The 18,469-nt window shown below is 52.9% G+C and carries 19 protein-coding genes; 7 read left to right on the forward strand and 12 right to left on the reverse strand.

All coding sequences use genetic code 11. From position 1 onward, the window contains the following. Window positions 1-170: 170 nt before the first annotated feature. The 4 genes from RFN81_RS11970 to pdxB form a co-directional block, all read right to left on the reverse strand. Window positions 171-833, reverse strand: a complete 663-nt coding sequence (locus RFN81_RS11970) for a DedA family protein (protein ID WP_264498951.1) — start codon at window positions 831-833, stop codon at window positions 171-173. A gap of 337 nt (window positions 834-1,170) precedes the next feature. Beyond that, on the reverse strand, window positions 1,171-1,977 hold the full coding sequence (truA, locus tag RFN81_RS11975; protein ID WP_264498952.1) for a tRNA pseudouridine(38-40) synthase TruA: 807 nt from the start codon (window positions 1,975-1,977) through the stop codon (window positions 1,171-1,173). Between the two features lie 44 nt (window positions 1,978-2,021). Continuing rightward, entirely contained in the window at window positions 2,022-3,032 is a 1,011-nt protein-coding gene (locus RFN81_RS11980; RefSeq protein WP_264496067.1) for an aspartate-semialdehyde dehydrogenase, read from the reverse strand. Window positions 3,033-3,140: 108 nt separating this feature from the next. Next, window positions 3,141-4,277 carry a 4-phosphoerythronate dehydrogenase PdxB gene (gene pdxB, locus RFN81_RS11985; protein ID WP_264496068.1) on the reverse strand — a complete coding sequence of 379 codons (1,137 nt, stop codon included), beginning with the start codon at window positions 4,275-4,277 and terminating at the stop codon, window positions 3,141-3,143. Between the two features lie 323 nt (window positions 4,278-4,600). Between pdxB and RFN81_RS11990 the strand changes: the two genes are divergently transcribed. Together RFN81_RS11990 and flk are read left to right on the forward strand one after the other, a co-directional pair. Further along, entirely contained in the window at window positions 4,601-5,479 is an 879-nt protein-coding gene (locus tag RFN81_RS11990; protein ID WP_264496069.1) for a DMT family transporter, read from the forward strand. Between the two features lie 134 nt (window positions 5,480-5,613). Next, window positions 5,614-6,879: a flagella biosynthesis regulator Flk gene (gene flk / locus RFN81_RS11995; RefSeq protein ID WP_264496070.1), complete on the forward strand. Its 1,266-nt coding sequence runs from the start codon at window positions 5,614-5,616 to the stop codon at window positions 6,877-6,879. Between the two features lie 93 nt (window positions 6,880-6,972). Here flk and fabB read toward each other — a convergent pair whose 3' ends face one another. Further along, window positions 6,973-8,190 (reverse strand): beta-ketoacyl-ACP synthase I, encoded by a 1,218-nt coding sequence (gene fabB / locus RFN81_RS12000; protein ID WP_264496071.1) that lies wholly within the window; start codon window positions 8,188-8,190, stop codon window positions 6,973-6,975. 171 nt (window positions 8,191-8,361) lie between these two features. Here fabB and mnmC point away from each other — a divergent pair, with 171 nt between their 5' ends. After that, window positions 8,362-10,389 carry a bifunctional tRNA (5-methylaminomethyl-2-thiouridine)(34)-methyltransferase MnmD/FAD-dependent 5-carboxymethylaminomethyl-2-thiouridine(34) oxidoreductase MnmC gene (gene mnmC / locus RFN81_RS12005; RefSeq protein ID WP_338539428.1) on the forward strand — a complete coding sequence of 676 codons (2,028 nt, stop codon included), beginning with the start codon at window positions 8,362-8,364 and terminating at the stop codon, window positions 10,387-10,389. 66 nt (window positions 10,390-10,455) lie between these two features. Here the strand turns inward: mnmC and RFN81_RS12010 are convergent, their stop codons facing one another. The 6 genes from RFN81_RS12010 to prmB all read right to left on the reverse strand — a co-directional run bounded on the left by RFN81_RS12010 (window position 10,456) and on the right by prmB (window position 15,092). Continuing rightward, the gene (locus RFN81_RS12010; protein WP_264496073.1) at window positions 10,456-10,737 is read right to left on the reverse strand and encodes a YfcL family protein; all 282 of its coding nucleotides are present in this window, start codon (window positions 10,735-10,737) and stop codon (window positions 10,456-10,458) included. Window positions 10,738-10,769: 32 nt separating this feature from the next. Then, on the reverse strand, window positions 10,770-11,315 hold the full coding sequence (locus RFN81_RS12015) for an elongation factor P hydroxylase (RefSeq protein ID WP_264498953.1): 546 nt from the start codon (window positions 11,313-11,315) through the stop codon (window positions 10,770-10,772). Window positions 11,316-11,329: 14 nt separating this feature from the next. Continuing rightward, the gene (locus RFN81_RS12020; RefSeq protein WP_264496074.1) at window positions 11,330-12,130 is read right to left on the reverse strand and encodes a sulfite exporter TauE/SafE family protein; all 801 of its coding nucleotides are present in this window, start codon (window positions 12,128-12,130) and stop codon (window positions 11,330-11,332) included. Between the two features lie 9 nt (window positions 12,131-12,139). Continuing rightward, entirely contained in the window at window positions 12,140-12,985 is an 846-nt protein-coding gene (gene mepA / locus RFN81_RS12025) for a penicillin-insensitive murein endopeptidase (RefSeq protein ID WP_264496075.1), read from the reverse strand. A 4-nt stretch (window positions 12,986-12,989) separates the two neighbouring features. Beyond that, complete coding sequence (aroC, locus tag RFN81_RS12030; protein WP_264496076.1) at window positions 12,990-14,075, reverse strand: chorismate synthase; 1,086 nt, start codon at window positions 14,073-14,075, stop codon at window positions 12,990-12,992. Between the two features lie 84 nt (window positions 14,076-14,159). Beyond that, window positions 14,160-15,092, reverse strand: coding sequence for a 50S ribosomal protein L3 N(5)-glutamine methyltransferase (prmB, locus tag RFN81_RS12035; protein WP_264496077.1), 933 nt, complete (start codon window positions 15,090-15,092; stop codon window positions 14,160-14,162). Window positions 15,093-15,304: 212 nt separating this feature from the next. Between prmB and smrB the strand changes: the two genes are divergently transcribed. Next, window positions 15,305-15,847, forward strand: a complete 543-nt coding sequence (gene smrB, locus RFN81_RS12040) for an endonuclease SmrB (RefSeq protein WP_264496078.1) — start codon at window positions 15,305-15,307, stop codon at window positions 15,845-15,847. A gap of 72 nt (window positions 15,848-15,919) precedes the next feature. Here the strand turns inward: smrB and sixA are convergent, their stop codons facing one another. Beyond that, complete coding sequence (gene sixA, locus RFN81_RS12045) at window positions 15,920-16,402, reverse strand: phosphohistidine phosphatase SixA (RefSeq protein WP_264496079.1); 483 nt, start codon at window positions 16,400-16,402, stop codon at window positions 15,920-15,922. Between the two features lie 17 nt (window positions 16,403-16,419). Here sixA and RFN81_RS12050 point away from each other — a divergent pair, with 17 nt between their 5' ends. The 3 genes from RFN81_RS12050 to RFN81_RS12060 all read left to right on the forward strand — a co-directional run bounded on the left by RFN81_RS12050 (window position 16,420) and on the right by RFN81_RS12060 (window position 18,465). Continuing rightward, window positions 16,420-16,560 (forward strand): hypothetical protein, encoded by a 141-nt coding sequence (locus RFN81_RS12050; RefSeq protein ID WP_264496080.1) that lies wholly within the window; start codon window positions 16,420-16,422, stop codon window positions 16,558-16,560. Window positions 16,561-17,299: 739 nt separating this feature from the next. Further along, window positions 17,300-17,848, forward strand: a complete 549-nt coding sequence (locus tag RFN81_RS12055) for a Csu type fimbrial protein (protein WP_264496081.1) — start codon at window positions 17,300-17,302, stop codon at window positions 17,846-17,848. An 80-nt stretch (window positions 17,849-17,928) separates the two neighbouring features. Then, a complete protein-coding gene (locus tag RFN81_RS12060; protein WP_319800204.1) occupies window positions 17,929-18,465 on the forward strand; it encodes a spore coat U domain-containing protein in 537 nt (178 codons plus the stop codon). Window positions 18,466-18,469 lie beyond the last annotated feature (4 nt).

Consider the following 18,469-nt stretch of genomic DNA (forward strand, 5'->3'; position numbering starts at 1 on the left):
CCAGACAACATTGCCAATGCAAAATGCCTAAATCTGGCGACAAGCGCAATACACAGACATCGGCAACGGGGAATGTTTTCAAAAACAGACCATAAATGCCGTCCATTAAACCATAACGCTCCGAGACTGTGGATAAAAAATTGGTCGAGCCGGAGGTTAACATACGGTACTTATTTCACATCGCCGCGTGCGGCCGCTCTACGGTGACGAACAATCTCAATGATGCCCGGTAGAATAGAGAGAAAGATAATCGCGACAATGAGTAGTTTCAAATTTTCCTGCACGACGGGCAAATCGCCGAATAAATAGCCGGCATAGGAGAAAGACAGCACCCACAATAGCGCACCAATGACATTATACGCTGCAAAATGCCGGTAGCTCATATGCCCCATTCCGGCGACAAATGGCGCAAATGTTCTCACAATCGGAACAAAACGCGCCAGAATTATCGTTTTTCCGCCGTGGCGTGCGTAAAACGCGTGTGTTTTATCCAGATAGCTGCGGCGGAAAATCTTTGATTCCGGATTGCTGAACAGCTTTTCGCCGAACAATCGGCCAATGGTGTAATTTACCGCATCCCCGGTAATCGCGGCGACGGTCATTAAGAACACCATGGTATGCACGTTCAGATCGTTCGATGGTAACGCTGCCAACGCTCCAGCGACAAACAGCAGCGAATCGCCTGGTAGAAACGGCGTCACGACCAATCCAGTTTCACAAAACAAAATCAAAAACAAAATGGCATATACCCAGACACCATATTGCGCAACCAGTTCCGCCAAATGAACGTCAATATGCAGAATAAAATCAATAATAAACTGGATAAAATCCATCACAACATCTTCTCCCAAAGTCTATAGCGATCGCACTTCGTCGCTATACGCAAGGCAGCCGCAATATCCATGTAGCCTTGCGTATAGCTCACTAAATAACATTATCTTTGAGCCTATCCCATTAGGGCTATTTTACTTGCCATTTTGGCCCTGGGCAGTGCTCGAAATCCTCACGTACTCCGTGTACGCTCCGGTTTCTGCGCGCTGTCCGTGACCAAACTGACTGCGACAATCACGCCTACTGGGATAGGCTCTTAATATGCATGGCGCACGGCCTTATGGTTTCTGTCCAGTCGGCAGCGTGCGACACAGGAAAGACGTATTGTTACTACAAATGTTAGTCAGCTAAAAAAAGCGGCCCCAACGTCGGCCGCGGTATAGAAAAACGCGTGGGATAATCGACGGCCACTAAATAGAGCCCTTCAGCCCTGGCCGTCACGCCCGCCAGTGTACGATCTTTGGCGGCCAACAATTCCGCTATCCACGACTCGGGACGATTGCCGCATCCCACATCCATTAGGCTACCAACAATGTTGCGCACCATATGGTGGACAAACGCATTGGCCTTAATATCTACCACGATATAGTCGCCGTGACGTATAACCTTTAAATGATTTACATTACGCCAGGGCGTGCGTGACTGGCACTGCACCGCCCGAAACGAAGTGAAGTCATTCTCTCCCAGCAAGCACTGTGCGGCACGTTCCATCCGTTCGGCATCCAACGGGTGATAAAAGTGCGTCAATCCATGTGAGAGCACCGCAGGCCGATAACGATGATTATAGATGATATAGCGATAGCGACGCGCCGTTGCGCTAAAGCGCGCATGGAAATCGTCATCCACTGTTTTCATCCAGCGCACCGCGATATCTGACGGTAAATTCGCATTCACGCCCATCGTCCAGGCGGCCTCTTTTCTGATCGCGTGCGTGGTAAAATGCACCACCTGTCCCGTACTGTGTACACCAGCATCGGTACGTCCGGCACAAAACACTTCTATGGGTTCATCAGCGACTTTGCTCAGCGCCTTTTCAAGACAGTTTTGCACGCTGGCGACGTCATTTTGGCGCTGCCAGCCATAATACTGGCTACCATCATATTCAATGCCCAACGCGATTTTCAGCGGCGCGCCGCCGTCCTTCATAACAACGCCAGCCGGGACTGCCGCCGCTTGAGTGCTTTCCGACATTACCCTAGATACTCCCGCACCAAATGCTCAGCCGTTTCTACCGCCATTTGCGCACCGCCAAAACGCGCATTATCAGCGACCGACCAAAATTGCAGCAATTCAGGGATGCCATAATCATTACGCAGGCAGCCCACGCTCAATTGCCCGTTTCCGGAAGCATCACCAACCTGCGTCGGATAATCTTGTTCGTCGCTAACCTGAATATTTCCGGCATTAAGTAATTCGTCACGCGCTTCTTCCGCAGACAGTGGGCGCAATGCCTCAAGATGAACAACCTGAGCGTGACCGTAGAACACAGGGGACTGGATACAGGTCACAGAGATCGGTAATCCATCATCCTGTAACACCTTACGTACCTGCTCCACCAGACGCCGTTCTTCACGTACGCTGCCTGCCTCATCTGGCAGTAGTGGCAATAGGTTGAACGCTAATTGTTTTGGGAAAATGCCGCCTTCGGGCGGGATACCATTTAGCAACCGGGCGCTCTGCCCTGCTAGATCGTCTATCGCCGCTTTACCGTGCGCGGAAACGGACAACATATTGACGACATGCAGGCGCGACAGCCCGGCACCGTCGGTCAGCGGCTTAATCGCGGTCAGTAATTGGCTGGTCAGACTATCCGCTACAGCGATAATATTTCGATTACGATAGTCCGCCAGCGTGTGGGCATTCACGCCGGGCACCACCAACGGCACATCGGGTTCCAATGCGAACAGGCCACTACTGTCAATCACCAAACAACCCGCGTCCCCGGCTTCTTCCGCATAGCGCGCGCTAGCCTCCTGCCCGGCGACAAAAAAAGCCAACTGCGCCTGTGACCAATCAAAATTTGCGGCATCGCTGACCAGGTAGGACTTGCCGTTAAAGCGTAGGGTTTCACCCGCGCTACGTTCGCTGGCTAGCAGATACAGTTCGCCCACAGGAAATTCACGTTCCTGTAGTAACTCCAGTAACGCCGTGCCTACTGCGCCCGTCGCGCCCAGCAGGGCAATATTCCAGCCGTCAGACATGTGGTTCTCTCCCAAATTTTGCATAAAACATAAATCATGAATGGGACAGACGATAGCAACACCGTTGTCAGTTCACGAATAAAAAAGTGATGCTCACGCAGAACGCCGCTAGCGTACGTCCCGTACTGAAGCTGTGAATCCGAGCGCGTTCAGACACGCTGCGCTATCGGCATCGGCGCAGACGACATGGAGCGATGACCATTCACGTCGCTCCTGATAATGCTTACGCAGGCGGTCGAATTCCCCGGCCAAATGCGCGACACGGCGCAACTGCGCATCGTCCCGGCGCACATCATACACCAGATGTACCAGACGTTTGAGCAACGCTTCATCCACTGGCGCGGTCAACATCACTTCGGCGTAGTCTGGCTTGGGTAATAGCGACGCAAGCGCTACCCGCTGCGGCATACCGATAAACTCGCTCCAGGCTTCAAACACCTGCGTCGTACCGCGCGCTTTCCCTTCCAGGGTATAACCGGCAATATGCGCCGTACCAATATCGACGCGAGACAGCAGTTCCGTCGACAGTGCCGGTTCCGGTTCCCATACATCGAGAATAACGCTAAGCTTCTTACCCTGTTGCAGCGCGGCCAGTAGCGCATTATTGTCCACCACCGGGCCACGACAGGCGTTAATCAGAATCCGACCGTCCGTCAGCGCTTCCAGTACAGCGGCATCGACTAAATGATGAGTGCGATAGGGGCCGTCGAGATACAGCGGTGTGTGCAGCGTCAAGATGTCAGCATCGCGCACCAAGGTCTCCAGCGGTAAGAAATCCTCCTCATCACCACGATCGGCGCGCGGCGGATCGCACAGCAGCGTTTTCACGCCCCACGCTTTCAAGCGCGTATTCAGACGCCGACCAACATTCCCCACGCCGACGATGCCGACCGTTTTATCACGCAGGTGAAAGCCATCGCGTTCGGCCAACATCAATAGAGAAGAAAACACATATTCAACCACGGCAATGGCATTGCAGCCCGGGGCCGCGGAAAACGCAATATTATTGGCACGGAGCCAGGCGTCATCGACATGGTCGGTGCCTGCCGTCGCGCTACCGACAAACTTGATCGTCGAGCCAGACAGCAGATCGGCGTTCACTTTTGTTACCGAGCGCACCATTAATGCCTCAGCACCAGTCAAGAGTTCGCGCGGCAACGGTCGCCCCGGCACGCTCACCACCTCACCAAGACGGCTGAACAGCGCGTGGGCGTAGGGCATATTCTCATCAACCAGAATCTTCATTGTTTTCTCCGATACCTAAAGCCAGCCCCAAAACGTGGGGGAAACAGTTTGCCACCGAATAAGGGGGAAGCCCAAGGCAATTGCAACGTGACGGTTTTCACTGGCGAAACGCACCGATAGTGCTTCACGCGGTTTTCATCATAGACGACCAGGAACCGTCACCTTTTCAGTGCATAATAACAAGGCTGTTTCATTAACGGGCATGCAGGTTGCTCGCCGCCATGCGCCTCTGCTATGTTGTTTACCATCGTAGCGCTGCCCATTTTATCCCCTGACTGGCGACCCGTGCGCCTTCAGCTCACTCTGTGATGAGAAACCTAACATTGAATGCTCTCTTTCCCGCCATTGCTGTCCTGATCTGGTCAATTAATGTCATCGTCAATAAGCTCGCTACCGGCGTAATCGATCCCGCCGCGATTTCCTTTTACCGTTGGCTACTGGCATTTCTGGTTATGACGCCGTTCATGCTGCCAGGTCTGCGACGGCAGGCGGCTATCATTCGTCAACATGCCTGGAAACTGCTGGTCTTGGGAGCGCTCGGCATGGTGCTGTATCAAAGTCTGGCCTACTATGCGGCGCACTCGATCAGCGCCGTGATGATGGGGATTATGGGATCGCTGGTGCCGTTACTGACCGTCCTGCTCAGTATCCCGTTGCTGCGCGTAGCACCCACATTGGGTATTGTGCTCGGTAGTCTTCTGTCGCTGGCGGGCATTGTGTGGCTGATTAGCGCAGGCCATCCCGAACATATTCTGGCGCAGGGGATCGGCCCCGGTGAATTGATGATGTTTTGCGCCGCGTTGTCTTATGCCATATATGGCGTACTCACTAAACGCTGGAGCATCCCATTGCCCAATTGGGTATCGCTTTATGTACAAATTGCCTTCGGCGTGGTGCTACTCATCCCCAATTTTTTGCTGACGAGCAATGTCGAGCTCAATGCGCAAAATCTACCGTTAGTGATTTTCGCTGGCATCATGGCCTCTATCATTGCGCCTTATCTATGGATTCAGGGGGTAATGCGCCTGGGCGCTAGCCGGGCAGCCATTTTTATGAACCTGACGCCGATATTTACGGCGATAATCGCGATAGGACTATTGCACGAGCCGCTGCACCGTTATCATCTGGTTGGTGGGGGCATTACGCTACTCGGCGTGGTTCTCGCCCAACGGTTGCGCATTCCACTCGGGCGAACCGCTTAAGCCGCCATCCGCTCGGCTTAACGGAAGACGACATGATGGCGCACCCGATTTGCACGGGTTTTAACATGACTACCCGTCATCACCGAGGATTGCTATGATTTATCTTAATCATGACGGCGGCGAGGATAACTAATATGCAACCTGTCAGTGGCCCCGGCGCCCCGGCGCCCGGAGAACGTGGCGCGACAACGGCAACCACATCGTCAACCTTGAACACTGCGGGTTCGGCCAAAAGCGATCGACCGTTATCGCTGGCGCAGCGTACTACGCTGGAAAATCTGGTACTTAAAATTGCCACGCTGACGACCTCAAAAGCGGCAGAGGTCTGGACGACGGTGAAACACGGGCTTGGGCTAGCAGACAACAACGAACTGCTCGCTCGCCACTATCGGCCTGCCGAACAGATACTCCAGGCGCGCCTTACGCAGGCACAGAGTAATGACGGGCGCCAGTTGGTACTGCAACGTCTAACGGAGATGCTGACTCAGGGCAACAACCGCCAGGCGGTAAGTCATTTCATCCAACAACAATTCGGCAGCACGACCTTAAGTTCTCTCAATAAAACGCAGCTACAGCAGGTGGTGACGCTGCTGCAAAACGGACAGATTTCACAGTCGACAGTACCCGCTACCACGACCACAACGCAGACCATTCAGGCTGCTGCCTCACTCGATCGCCCTCTTTCTGCGTTAGAATTACGCGGTTTGAATCAGCTCGTCACTCGCCTGGCGTCTCAGACTGGCGAATCACCGACAAAAGTGTGGAGCACGCTGATGTCGATGCAAAATCTTAGCCCTGGCGACGCCATCCCGTTAAAACATCTGCCTTTGCTGACACAGTTCCTACAGGCGAAAATTGAGCTTCAACAAACATCGCTATTGTTGCGCGCCACCTCGCCGACGACATTAGCGACACCGTCTAATGCAGGGCCACCGGGGGGATCGCCACCGCCCTCACCAACCAGCGCAGCTAATATGGCAAACCCGCCAAATGCGGCAGCGCTGCATTTGTCTTCAGCGACGGCATCATTACCGCCTCTAACGACGCAAAATGCTCTGCTTTCCCCCACCCTCGCGCCGTTACAAGCGCTGTTACCCCAACCGCTAACGGCGCAAGAACAGCAGCTTTTGATCGATTACGCGCAGAATCGCTTTCCCCTCAACACGCATACGCCACTAACGCCGATGCAGGTTAGCGATCTATTAGCATTCCTGTTTACCCAGCGTATCCAACGAACGCAGGAAGCGGACTGGAATGCAGTCTCACCGTCGTTACATCCGCTGTTTAATCCCTTAATCGCATCGCTGCCGCTCAATTGGCAACCCCTGTTCCATAAACCCATGTTCCTGGTGATTGTTAGCGCCTGCGTAGCGGTATTTTTACTCTGGATTCTACTCTAGAGGCAATTGCCTCTGGCGATGACAGCCGCTATTCAAAGACAAAACCCCGCGGCATGCGCCTGCGGGGTTCTGTTTCTCTGCGGGATAACCCCATTAAATAGCGAGTTTTCTCATGACCAGCGCGGCATTGGTGCCACCGAAACCAAACCCGTTAGACATCACCGTCGTCAATTCGCGTTCGGTCATTTCAGTAATGATATTCATCCCTTCCGCACGCTCGTCCAGCGTGTCAATGTTAATACTTGGCGCAATAAAACCGTGCTCTAACATTAGCAACGAGTAAATGGCTTCCTGAACGCCAGCCGCCCCCAACGAATGCCCTGTCATCGCCTTGGTCGCAGAAATCGGCGGAACCTTGTCGCCGAAGACTTCACGAATCGCCCACAGCTCTTTCACATCGCCCACGGGCGTAGAGGTGCCGTGCGTGTTGATGTAATCGATCGGCGTATCGACGTCCTGCATCGCCATTTTCATGCAACGCACCGCGCCTTCGCCCGATGGGGCAACCATATCTGCACCATCAGAGGTTGCGCCGTAACCGACGACTTCTGCATAAATGTGCGCGCCACGCGCCAGCGCATGCTCCAATTCTTCTACCACCACCATGCCACCGCCGCCCGCAATCACGAAACCATCACGATCGGCATCATAGGTCCGGGACGCTTTTTCCGGCGTTTCATTATATTTGGTCGACAGCGCACCCATAGCATCAAACTCACAGGCCAGTTCCCAACACAGTTCCTCACCGCCGCCAGCAAAAACGATATCCTGCTTGCCCATCTGGATCTGCTCAACCGCATTGCCGATACAGTGCGCGGATGTCGCGCAGGCCGAACTAATTGAATAGTTGACGCCGTGAATTTTAAACGGTGTCGCCAGACAGGCGGAAACGGCAGATCCCATTGATTTGGTGACGACATAAGGGCCAACGGCTTTCAGGCCGCGCGGACTACGCATCGCGTCAGCGCCAAAGACCTGATAACGCGCAGAACCGCCTGAACCGGCGATGAGGCCAACACGTGGGTTATTCTGGTATACCTCATCAGGAAGCCCGGAATCCTGAATCGCCTGCTCCATGGATAGGTAGGCATAAATCGATGCATCACTCATAAAACGCACAACTTTGCGATCGATGAGGCCCGTGGTGTCCAGTTTGACATTCCCCCAGACGTGACTACGCATGCCGGAATCTTTCAGCTCTTGAGAGAAAGTAATACCCGAGCGGCCTTCCCGCAATGACGCCAGAACTTCCTGCTGGTTATTACCGATGCTTGATACGATCCCCAGGCCAGTAATCACTGCACGTTTCATTTAATACCTCTTTTCCACTTATAGAGTTTGGGATTTCGCTTCGCACTTTAGCGTACAGTTGTAAGCTGAACAAGTCCGATCAGCCGAACTACCGTGAAATTACTACGAAATTTGCGCCGCGATATCCGGCTCGTTAAAATCTCACCATCACCTGAATAATGAGCTTTTGCCGTGAACAACCGTCCCATCCAACAGGCGTCATTACGTTGGAACGCGCAGGGTACACCTGTATCGCAACAGTTTGATGACGTCTATTTTTCGAATCAGGATGGGTTAGCGGAAACCCGTTATGTGTTTTTACAGGGCAATCAGCTTCCCGAACGTTTTGTTACGCATCCCCGAACGACTTGCGTGGTCGCTGAAACTGGCTTTGGTACCGGGTTGAATTTCCTCACGCTGTGGCAAGCCTTTGCCGACTTTCGCCAACAGCGGCCGCAGGCAGTGCTGCGCCATCTGCATTTCATCAGCTTCGAAAAATTCCCGTTGCATCAACACGATCTGGCTGCCGCACACGCCCGCTGGCCGAAACTGGCTCAGTTGGCGGATGAACTGCGTGGTCAATGGCCGCTGTCGCTGCCTGGCTGCCATCGTTTGGTTCTGGCGCAAGGCACTATCACGCTCGATCTGTGGTTTGGTGACGTCAATACATTGCTACCTGAGTTGGATGACACCATGAATCATCAGGTCGATGCCTGGTTTCTGGACGGCTTTGCCCCCGCGAAAAATCCGGATATGTGGACGGAAAATCTGTTTCAGGCAATGGCGCGGCTGTGTCGAAAAGAGGGCACATTTGCCACTTTTACCGCCGCGGGCTTTGTGCGCCGCGGTCTGCAACAGGCGGGATTTCAGGTCAGTAAAGTCAAAGGGTTCGGGCAGAAACGCGAGATGTTGAGCGGCATCCTTCCCGACATGCGGCCCATCACCTCGCAGACACCATGGTATGCGCGCCCGGCGGCCAGCACGACCGAAGATATTGCGATTATCGGCGGCGGTATCGCCAGCGTGCTCACCGCGCTGGCGCTGCAACGGCGTGGGGCAAGGGTTACGCTCTACTGTGCGGAAGCACAGGCCGCCACGGGAGCCTCTGGTAATCGTCAGGGCGCGCTGTATCCTCTGCTGAATAACCGGCACGATGCAGTATCCCGCTTTTTCTCCCTTGCTTTTGATTTTGCCCATCGCAGTTACACGGCGCTGGCACAACAAGGTTTAGTATTTGAGCACCAGTGGTGTGGTGTTAGCCAACTCGCCTGGGATGATAAAAGCGCGCGTAAGATCGAACAGATTCTGCAAGGCGCATGGCCGGAAGCGCTGGTCGCGAGCGCGGATGCCCAGCAGTTAAAACATCTATGCGGCCTGAATACCGATGTAAACGGCATCACTTACCCCGATGGCGGCTGGCTGTGTCCGGCAGAGCTAACAGCCGCTGCGTTAAAGCTAGCGCAGCAGAACGGTCTGTCGGTAAAGATGAATACCACTGTCTCCACACTGAAAAAAATGCAAGACGGCTGGGCGCTCGTCCTCGGTTCCGGACAGCAGGTGAATCATGCGGTCGTGGTGTTGGCAAATGGTTTTAAGATTACCGATTGGCCGCAAACCCGGCATTTACCCGCCTACCCGGTGCGCGGGCAAGTCAGCCACGTTCCAACCACCCCGGTATTAGGGCAGCTCAAGCAGGTGCTGTGCTACGACGGTTATTTGACGCCAGTCAGCCCACGCCACCAGACGCACTGTATCGGGGCAAGCTATGTCCGGGGAGAAACCCGCTGTGATTACCGGGAGGAAGAGCAGCAGGAGAACCGTCAACGGCTGCTGAATTGCTTACCCCATGCAGAGTGGGCCAAAACGATCGATGTCAGTGGCGCGCAAGCACGGCAGGGCGTTCGCTGCGCGCTGCGCGATCATCTGCCGCTCTTGGGAGCCGTTCCAGACTATCAACAAACGTTGGTGGAATATGAAGAACGCTTGCATCCCCAACACCGCGCCGACACGGTACCCAATGCGCCCTATTGGCAAGATCTGTTTATTATTGGCGCGTTAGGCTCACGCGGACTCTGCTCCGCGCCACTTGCGGCCGAAATTCTGGCTTCGCAGATATATGGTGAACCCCTGCCACTCGATCGCGATACGCTCGCGGCGCTGAATCCGAATCGTTTTTGGGTTAGAAAACTGCTGAAAGGTAAACCCGTTACACCAGATTAATAATGAACCAGAGGTGCTGGCTCCAGAGAGTCAGCACGGACAGATTAACAGCAAGTGCAGATCGAATTAGTGTGTACTCCTTTGCGCCTGTTCGAACAACCGTTCCCACATTCCGTGAACCAAAATCTGATCCGGTGGTGACAGTTCATTTTTGATGGCATTTTTAATACTGTCGCTCACGCGCGTATACAGCGCTTCAAGCGTATATTCTCCGTCCGCTTCCGCTGCCGCGACCGACGCCGTCAGATGTCCACGTAAATAGCCGCCAGCAAACAATTCATCATCGCTGGCGTGCTCTACCATGTCATCAATTAGCGCCAAGATGCGCGTTTCAAATTCTACGATCATTTCTTATCCTCAAGTTTTGCCCTTCCCACTTATTACAGATCGGCTGGATAGGGGAAGCGTTCCGCCGTCAGCGGTGGCGTAGTGTAAAACGATTGTAGCGCGTGAATAAAGCGAGCCGGGCGTGCGGGGATACCGACTTCCAGATACTCCATCACCTGCGCATGCACGCGTCTTTGGAATGCAATACGATCCGGTTCAGCGTCGCCGTTTAGGTTGTCGCAACTGACATTAAACGGGAAACCGGCAGCGACACAGAACAGCCAGTCAAAGGCCTGCGGTTTGATTTCTACCGCCTCAAACTGGCTTTGCGTCGCCGCATCGCGGCCATCAGGGCAATACCAGTAACCGAAATCAACCTGCAAGCGCCGCTGCTCACCGGCAATGCACCAGTGAGAAATCTCGTGTAGCGCGCTGGCATAAAAACCGTGGGCAAAAACGATCCGGTGATAGGGGACTTGCTCATCCGCCGGCAGATAGATCGGTTCATCGTCGCCCTTGACCAACCGGGTATTGAATTCATCACTAAAACACGCATTAAAAATGTCAATGAGTTGTTGATAATGGTGCGTTATCGCCATGTTTCCTGTCGCCATCATAAAAACTGTCCCAGCCAGGCCGCGATCGCATGCCCGTGGCTATCATAAATAAGCTTACCGCTCATGGTGGCCGAAACCAGCACCAGCATTGGTCTAATCAGCTTTTGCCCCTTCGTCATCACCATTTTAGCGCCCAACCGTGCTCCGAGGATTTGCCCGACCAACATAACGCCGCCGACGACCCAAACCACCTTTCCCCCAAGTATAAAAAACAGCAGCCCGCCAAAGTTGGAGGTCGCGTTCAGGATCTTGGCATTGGCTGTCGCTTTTGCCAGATTAAATCCGTTTAAGGTTACAAACGCCAGCGCGTAGAAAGAACCGGCGCCAGGGCCGAAAAAACCGTCATAAAAACCGACGCAACCGCCGGCCACGAGTGCAAATGGCAGCGGCGACAGACGGCGTTGCCGATCTTCATCACCGACTTTAGGCGTCAATAAAAAATAGAGGCCAATCCCAATAATCAGTAGCGGCAACAGTTGACGCAGGAAATCGGCATGGATTTGCTGAATCAGCCAGGCACCAAACGTGGAACCGACAAACGTTAGCGCAATGGCCAGTTTCTGTTCTCTCAAATTCACGACGCGCCGACGGATGAAATACAGGCTGGCGGAGAAAGATCCGCCTACGCCCTGAAGTTTATTCGTTGCCAACGCCTGCGCGGGGGATAACCCTGCCGCCAGTAAAGCCGGGATCGTCAATAACCCGCCCCCGCCCGCGATGGCATCAATAAATCCGGCTAACGCGCCGACAAAAAACAGTAATGACAGTATGTCTGCGCCTAAGACTACCCCATCCATCGTTATCTATTATCTCGTAGTAAAATGTCTGTCGAGTAAGGCCTGACAAGAGGCGGGCAATGGCGGCGGCGTTGTTTTCTCTGGCGCTTTACCACCTGGCTGCTTCGGCTGGAACCAACTGGTTAGCTCTGCCCCACACCCGTCACCGGGTGGCGGTTCGATCTGATCCTGGCACTCCAGGCTCTCCGCCGGACAGCGCAGACGCACATGCATATGTGCGCGATGCGCGAACCAGGGGCGGACTTTACGCAGCCAATCGCGATCGTCTCCCGCTTCGGCGCAAAGCTGTTTTTTAATCGCCGGATTGACGAAGATACGCGTCACATTGCTGTCTAATGCGGCGGTTTTAATCAAGGTGGTGACGTCAGATCGCCAGACACGCGGATTGACGCTAAGCCCGTTGGCCTTCACCAGATCGATTGGCTGTGGCCTCAGTAACTGTTGCTCACTCCAACGCTGCCTGGGCAACTGCAACCAGATGTCGACATCCAGCCCGGATTGATGGCTGGCATGACCGCTGCTGAAACGCCCGCCGACAGGCATACCCATATCGCCCACCAACACAATACCCGACGTTGTGCGCTTAACATCGCGGCTCAGGCGCTGAATAAACGCCAAAAGATTGGGGTGACCGAAATAACGCCGTTGATCGACACGCATCACCTGATAATCTGGCGATTGTAAAGGCAACGGTTGGGCGCCAATGATACAGCCATTGGAAAAACTCCCGATCGACTGCGGCGCACCTGCAACCGGATGTGCGATCTCCTGCCAGGGCGTCTTCGCCCATGCGGCATGCGACCAAAGTGTCGTGCTCAGCGACAGTGCGAGAATACCAATGTACGCGTGTTTCATCGTTTTACCAGCGAGGAACCTGACTGTTGACATCCCCACACTGTGCGCGTTGGCGCAGCAGGTGATCCATTAACACAATCGCCATCATGGCTTCAGCGATGGGTACCGCACGAATGCCTACGCACGGGTCGTGTCGCCCACGCGTCACCATTTCCGTCGCTTCACCCTGACGGTTGATCGTTTTCCCCGGCACCATAATGCTGGAGGTCGGCTTTAATGCCAGATGCGCGACAATATCCTGGCCGCTACTGATCCCGCCTAAAACGCCGCCAGCATGGTTGCTTTGGAAACCCTCCGGTGTGATTTCGTCCCGGTTTTCGCTACCGCGTTTGGCGACAACGGCAAAACCATCGCCAATTTCGACGCCTTTCACCGCGTTAATGCTCATCAGCGCATGGGCCAAATCGGCATCCAGACGGTCAAAAACCGGCTCGCCTAACCCAGCAGGCACAGATTCCGCCACGACGCTCACCTTCGCGCCAATGGAGTCGCCCTCTTTTTTCAGCGCTCGCATCAGTTCATCCAAAGCGTCCAGCTTGTCGATATCCGGGCAGAAAAACGGGTTTTGCTCAACCTGTTCCCAATCTTTCAGCTCGCAAGTGACCTCCCCCATCTGCGCCAAATAACCACGCACTTTCACACCATGTTGTTGTTGCAGATATTTCTTCGCAATCGCCCCTGCGGCAACACGCATCGCGGTTTCACGAGCGGAAGAGCGACCACCGCCGCGGTAATCGCGCAGGCCATATTTTTGCTCATAGGTATAGTCCGCGTGGCCGGGACGGAAAACATCTTTAATCGCGCCATAATCCTGGGAGCGCTGATCGGTGTTTTCAATCAACAGGCCAATACTGGTTCCTGTTGTTACGCCCTCAAAAACGCCGGACAGAATCTTGACCCGATCGGGCTCGCGACGCGGTGTGGTATAGCGGGAAGTGCCCGGACGGCGGCGATCTAAATCGTGTTGCAAATCCGCCTCCGTGAGCGGAATACCTGGCGGAACGCCATCGACAATACACCCGAGCGCGATACCGTGGGATTCGCCGAATGTAGTAACACGGAAAAATTGCCCAATACTGTTGCCTGCCATCACAACTCCTTCGCCTTTGTTCTGTTTTCATCTCCCGTCGATCTGTGTTCAAACGGTAAGACTCATGACTAATGGTATGACCGTTTAAGCACGGTAAGCGCTAAAGTGCGCACTGCAATCAACCAGTTGCGATCGCGTTAGCATAAACACGCCGTCGCCGCCGTTATCAAACTCCAGCCAGGTGAACGGAATCTCTGGATATTGATCGATCAGATGCACCATGCTGTTACCCACTTCGCAAATCAGCACACCGTCATCATTAAGGTAGTCTGGCGCACAAGCCAGAATACGACGCACCAGATCTAAACCGTCACTGCCGGCGGCCAGCCCCAGCTCAGGCTCGCAGCGAAATTCCTGCGGCAGATCGGCCATATCTTCTTCATCCACATACGGCGGGTTAGTCACGATCAAATCATAGCGAACCATCGGTAGATCGCGGAACAGGTCAGATCGAATCGGCGTTACGCGATGCGTCAGGCCGTGCTGTTGAATATTTATCTCGGCTACGGCTAACGCCTCGGCAGAAATATCCACGGCATCGACTTCCGCTTCAGGGAATGCCTGAGCACAGGCAATAGCGATACAGCCGCTGCCGGTACACAGATCTAAAATTAGGTTTGGCGTTTTAGGCAGTTGCTCGGCAAAATAGTGACTGATGAGCTCCCCGATGGGAGAGCGCGGCACCAAAACGCGTTCATCAACATAGAATTCTAAGCCGCAGAACCAGGCTTTGTTGGTCAGATACGCCACCGGGATACGTTCATTGATGCGGCGGATAACGCGCTCAACGATGCGTTGCCGCTCGCTGATAATCAAACGTGATGTGTACATATCGTCAGGAATGTCGAGCGGCAGATACAAGCTAGGCAATACCAGTTGTACCGCTTCATCCCAGGGATTATCCGTCCCGTGACCATAATAGACATTGGCGGCGTTAAACCGGCTGACAGCCCAGCGCAACATATCCTGAATGGTATGAAGTTCACTGACGGCTTCATCAACGAAAATTTTGTCCAAGGGTGTCCTCCGCAGACGGTGCTGGATGGGAAAGTGGCGCTTAGTTTGCCATGAAGCCCGCTACAAATCAGCAGATTTGACACCCTCCCCGCCCTGAAGGCCGGGGTTTTAGGGCGCACCAACCGACCGAGCGTACCTGATACAGAGTTTTATTTAGCGACAGCGAAGACACAAGGTAAACTGATGTAATGTTGACGCAAGATGAATGAAACATGAGTAATAAATATTCCCTGAATGACGATGAATTGCAGCTTTTTCATCGTTCGATCGCTGGCACAAAAAAATTGCGTCAGGATACCTATACCCATCAACCACTGCGCAGAAAACTTGGTGAACCGCCCGCCAAGCGGGTATTGCAGGAGCAGGTAGATGCCAGTTTTTATTTTTCGGATGAATTTCAGCCACAGTTAGACGCAGAAGGCCCGACGCGCTATGTGCGCCCCGGCGTTAGCCACTATGAGTTGAAAAAACTGCGACGGGGTGATTATTCGCCAGAGCTGTTTCTGGATCTACACGGCCTGACGCAACGCCAGGCAAAACAGGAATTAGGCGCGCTGCTTGCCGCATGCCGACGGGAGCATGTCTATTGTGCTTGCGTAATGCACGGGCACGGCAAACATATTCTTAAACAGCAAACGCCGCTCTGGCTGGCGCAGCACCCCGACGTATTGGCATTTCATCAAGCCCCAAAAGAGTTCGGAGGCACTGCCGCACTATTAATCCTGGTCGCGCTGGAGGCCCCTTCGCTTGATTAGGTCCATGACAACCGCGAAGGCGTAATCGTTGAACGCCTTACACGAGCTGTATCTGATTGACTCAATGCGTAATCAGGGTTTCGTCGTCAACTGTGCCGGGCTTACTTGCCAGTTAAGCGTGCCGTGACCCGTCGATGCATCGACCTGCACACAGGCGATGGCTGACGTAGCAAACATCGGCGCCGTGTCATTTCGGCATAACTCAGCGACCAGATACCCCACCAGCGGGAGATGCGACACCACCAGCACTGCCCCAACGCCTTCTCTGGCCAGCGTTTGCAAATAATAGCCCACAAGCTGAGCATCCCCACCGGGCGTCAGCTCACTCAAGCAATCGGCTTCTTCCGGCAGCGGCAGCGCCTCTTTCACCACGTCCAACGTCTGTTGTGCGCGTAGGTAGGGGCTCACTAAAACACGCTCAATATCGACGTGTTGATCGTTGAGCCAGTTAGCCATTAACCGGGACTCGTCACGGCCAGCCTGGCTTAATGGCCGAGCGGCATCACTCGCGGCATCAGGAACCGCGTCACCATGACGCATTATTAAAATTTGCATATTACACCGCTATTTTCATGAAGGATTATCATACGCTATTACGTATAGGGATTAACTTTGCTGCAATTCTCGCCTGTCTGCAACGTGGTCGCTTCGCATTGAAGTCGCTGTTGTTTACTGTAGGTTACCTGAGTTTCCCGCTATGTAAACGCATCTGAGAACCGGTTTCGAGGGAAAAATAAAATCGCCGCCTAATCTGCCTGCCTTCCGTTAAATCGGCTGGGGGAACTTCCCTATGGCACTTCTGCAGGTAGCAGAGTGATTAAAACCGTCATTATTGGCTCGCCAACAAACAGAATTTAGGGCAAGGAAAAACACCATATTCAGTATAAAATATCAAAAAATCAAAGCAGCATCGATATTTTCCACTTTTTTAAGGTATATTAATTTTGCGATATTGTTAAAAAGTTACTCTGCTTCTATCTTTATTAAAACTGCTTTAATTAGATTTTCTACTGCCTATTATTTATTTTTTTATAAACCGAAAGCGGACAGAATATAACGCTATAGCGATAAAAACATACTCGATCATAGATTTATAGGCAGTCGTGACATGGTAATAACAACTGATGAAATTTTTATATTTATACAATTTAATTTTATAAATAAAATAAATTACTCATTTGTTTATACTCCTACTTAAAAATACAACAAAAACAATTAAATACAAGCCATTAATATTTAGCAATTGATGATTAGCGAAGCCGTAAGGAATGAAAAAATCCATTTTTATTTATCAGAACACTCCAATATAAGGTCATAATAATACTGGTATTAAGATGCATTCCGATTCATTGCCAGCGTCATCCGTGATGACGACAACTTTATGAATACCCACGTATATTCATAGACACAGTTTTAATAAAAATAAGCAAGTGGAATATTAAGGATGTCATTATGAAGGCTAAACCAATAATACTCCCTATTTTGAGCGCGCTATTTACGTCATTCTGTCTCACTAATACGGCCAATGGCGTGACGATTACCGGGCAAATTCCCCTCTCTCTGACCATTACCGCCGCTTGCACGGTCAACAATGGCGGTGGAGCTGGGGCGACGTGGGGAACCATCGATTTCGGCGCCCACTCAGGCCTGGACAATGCCATTAATAGTCAGGCAACCAGTACAGGCGGCAATGGCGTAACGGTAAACTGTTCTGTTGGCACCCCCGCCGCGTTACACATTGACGCGGGCGCTAACGCCACGGATTCACTGCGCAGGCTAGCGCCTGATACGGGAACCTATCACGTACCCTACCGTTTATACAGTGATGCAAACCGCACCGCCGAAATCCCACTCACCAGTACCGGCGGTATAGCCATTGTGGCCACAGGCAACCCTCAGTTAATCCCGGTTTATGCCAGTATTTTACCCTCAGACCAGACTGTTATTGCGCCAACCGCCGGTTCTTATACCGATACCGTCACCGCCACCATTGAATGGTGATGTTTACGGTTCGAGATGCGCCTCTGCCGACTTTTCCGAGCCATCAGTCGAATAAGGGAGCCATTGACATCGGTATGACAATGCACTCGCCATTGATATTACGTTTTACTCTCGCGTTGATAGGCCTTGTTACCCCTGTGGTAACAATGGCACTCACGGTCAGCAGCACTTTTGACGTCGAAGCCACGCTACAAAAGGGGTGCGTATTTGGTACTAGCGTGACAAACAGTCAGCCAAATATGGGCACATTTGACTTCGGAACACAGAGCGCCGCGGTAGAAAATCTGGATATCGCCAGTACCAACGGAGGAGGATCTATCATCGCAAGCTGTACGCCAGGTATTAACGCGCTGATTGAACTCGACTATGGAACCAATGGTGGCAGCAGCGCACGGCGTTATCTGAAAAATGCAGCAGGCACGCGATTACTCGCTTACCAACTTTATCGCGATGCCGCTCGCACTCAGGTATGGGGAATGGGGAGCCTGGCGCTGAGTATCGTCTCCTTTCCCTCTACCCCCCAGACTTACACTATCTATGCTCGCTATTTTGGCGGCTCGCCATTGCCCCCCGCAGGGGTTTATACGGATAACGTGACCGTCAGCCTGACGTATTAATAAA

This window comes from Pectobacterium cacticida (assembly GCF_036885195.1).
Taxonomy (GTDB): Bacteria; Pseudomonadota; Gammaproteobacteria; order Enterobacterales; family Enterobacteriaceae; genus Pectobacterium; species Pectobacterium cacticida.

Coding starts and splice junctions, on each gene's coding strand:
- RFN81_RS11970 (WP_264498951.1), bottom strand. CDS start 833: ATGGATTTTATCCAGTTTATTATTGATTTTATTCTGCATATTGACGTT.
- truA (WP_264498952.1), bottom strand. CDS start 1,977: ATGAAGGACGGCGGCGCGCCGCTGAAAATCGCGTTGGGCATTGAATAT.
- RFN81_RS11980 (WP_264496067.1), bottom strand. CDS start 3,032: ATGTCTGACGGCTGGAATATTGCCCTGCTGGGCGCGACGGGCGCAGTA.
- pdxB (WP_264496068.1), bottom strand. CDS start 4,277: ATGAAGATTCTGGTTGATGAGAATATGCCCTACGCCCACGCGCTGTTC.
- flk (WP_264496070.1), top strand. CDS start 5,614: ATGCAACCTGTCAGTGGCCCCGGCGCCCCGGCGCCCGGAGAACGTGGC.
- fabB (WP_264496071.1), bottom strand. CDS start 8,190: ATGAAACGTGCAGTGATTACTGGCCTGGGGATCGTATCAAGCATCGGT.
- RFN81_RS12010 (WP_264496073.1), bottom strand. CDS start 10,737: ATGATCGTAGAATTTGAAACGCGCATCTTGGCGCTAATTGATGACATG.
- RFN81_RS12015 (WP_264498953.1), bottom strand. CDS start 11,315: ATGGCGATAACGCACCATTATCAACAACTCATTGACATTTTTAATGCG.
- RFN81_RS12020 (WP_264496074.1), bottom strand. CDS start 12,130: ATGGATGGGGTAGTCTTAGGCGCAGACATACTGTCATTACTGTTTTTT.
- mepA (WP_264496075.1), bottom strand. CDS start 12,985: ATGAAACACGCGTACATTGGTATTCTCGCACTGTCGCTGAGCACGACA.
- aroC (WP_264496076.1), bottom strand. CDS start 14,075: ATGGCAGGCAACAGTATTGGGCAATTTTTCCGTGTTACTACATTCGGC.
- smrB (WP_264496078.1), top strand. CDS start 15,305: ATGAGTAATAAATATTCCCTGAATGACGATGAATTGCAGCTTTTTCAT.
- sixA (WP_264496079.1), bottom strand. CDS start 16,402: ATGCAAATTTTAATAATGCGTCATGGTGACGCGGTTCCTGATGCCGCG.
- RFN81_RS12050 (WP_264496080.1), top strand. CDS start 16,420: ATGAAGGATTATCATACGCTATTACGTATAGGGATTAACTTTGCTGCA.
- RFN81_RS12055 (WP_264496081.1), top strand. CDS start 17,300: ATGAAGGCTAAACCAATAATACTCCCTATTTTGAGCGCGCTATTTACG.
- RFN81_RS12060 (WP_319800204.1), top strand. CDS start 17,929: ATGCACTCGCCATTGATATTACGTTTTACTCTCGCGTTGATAGGCCTT.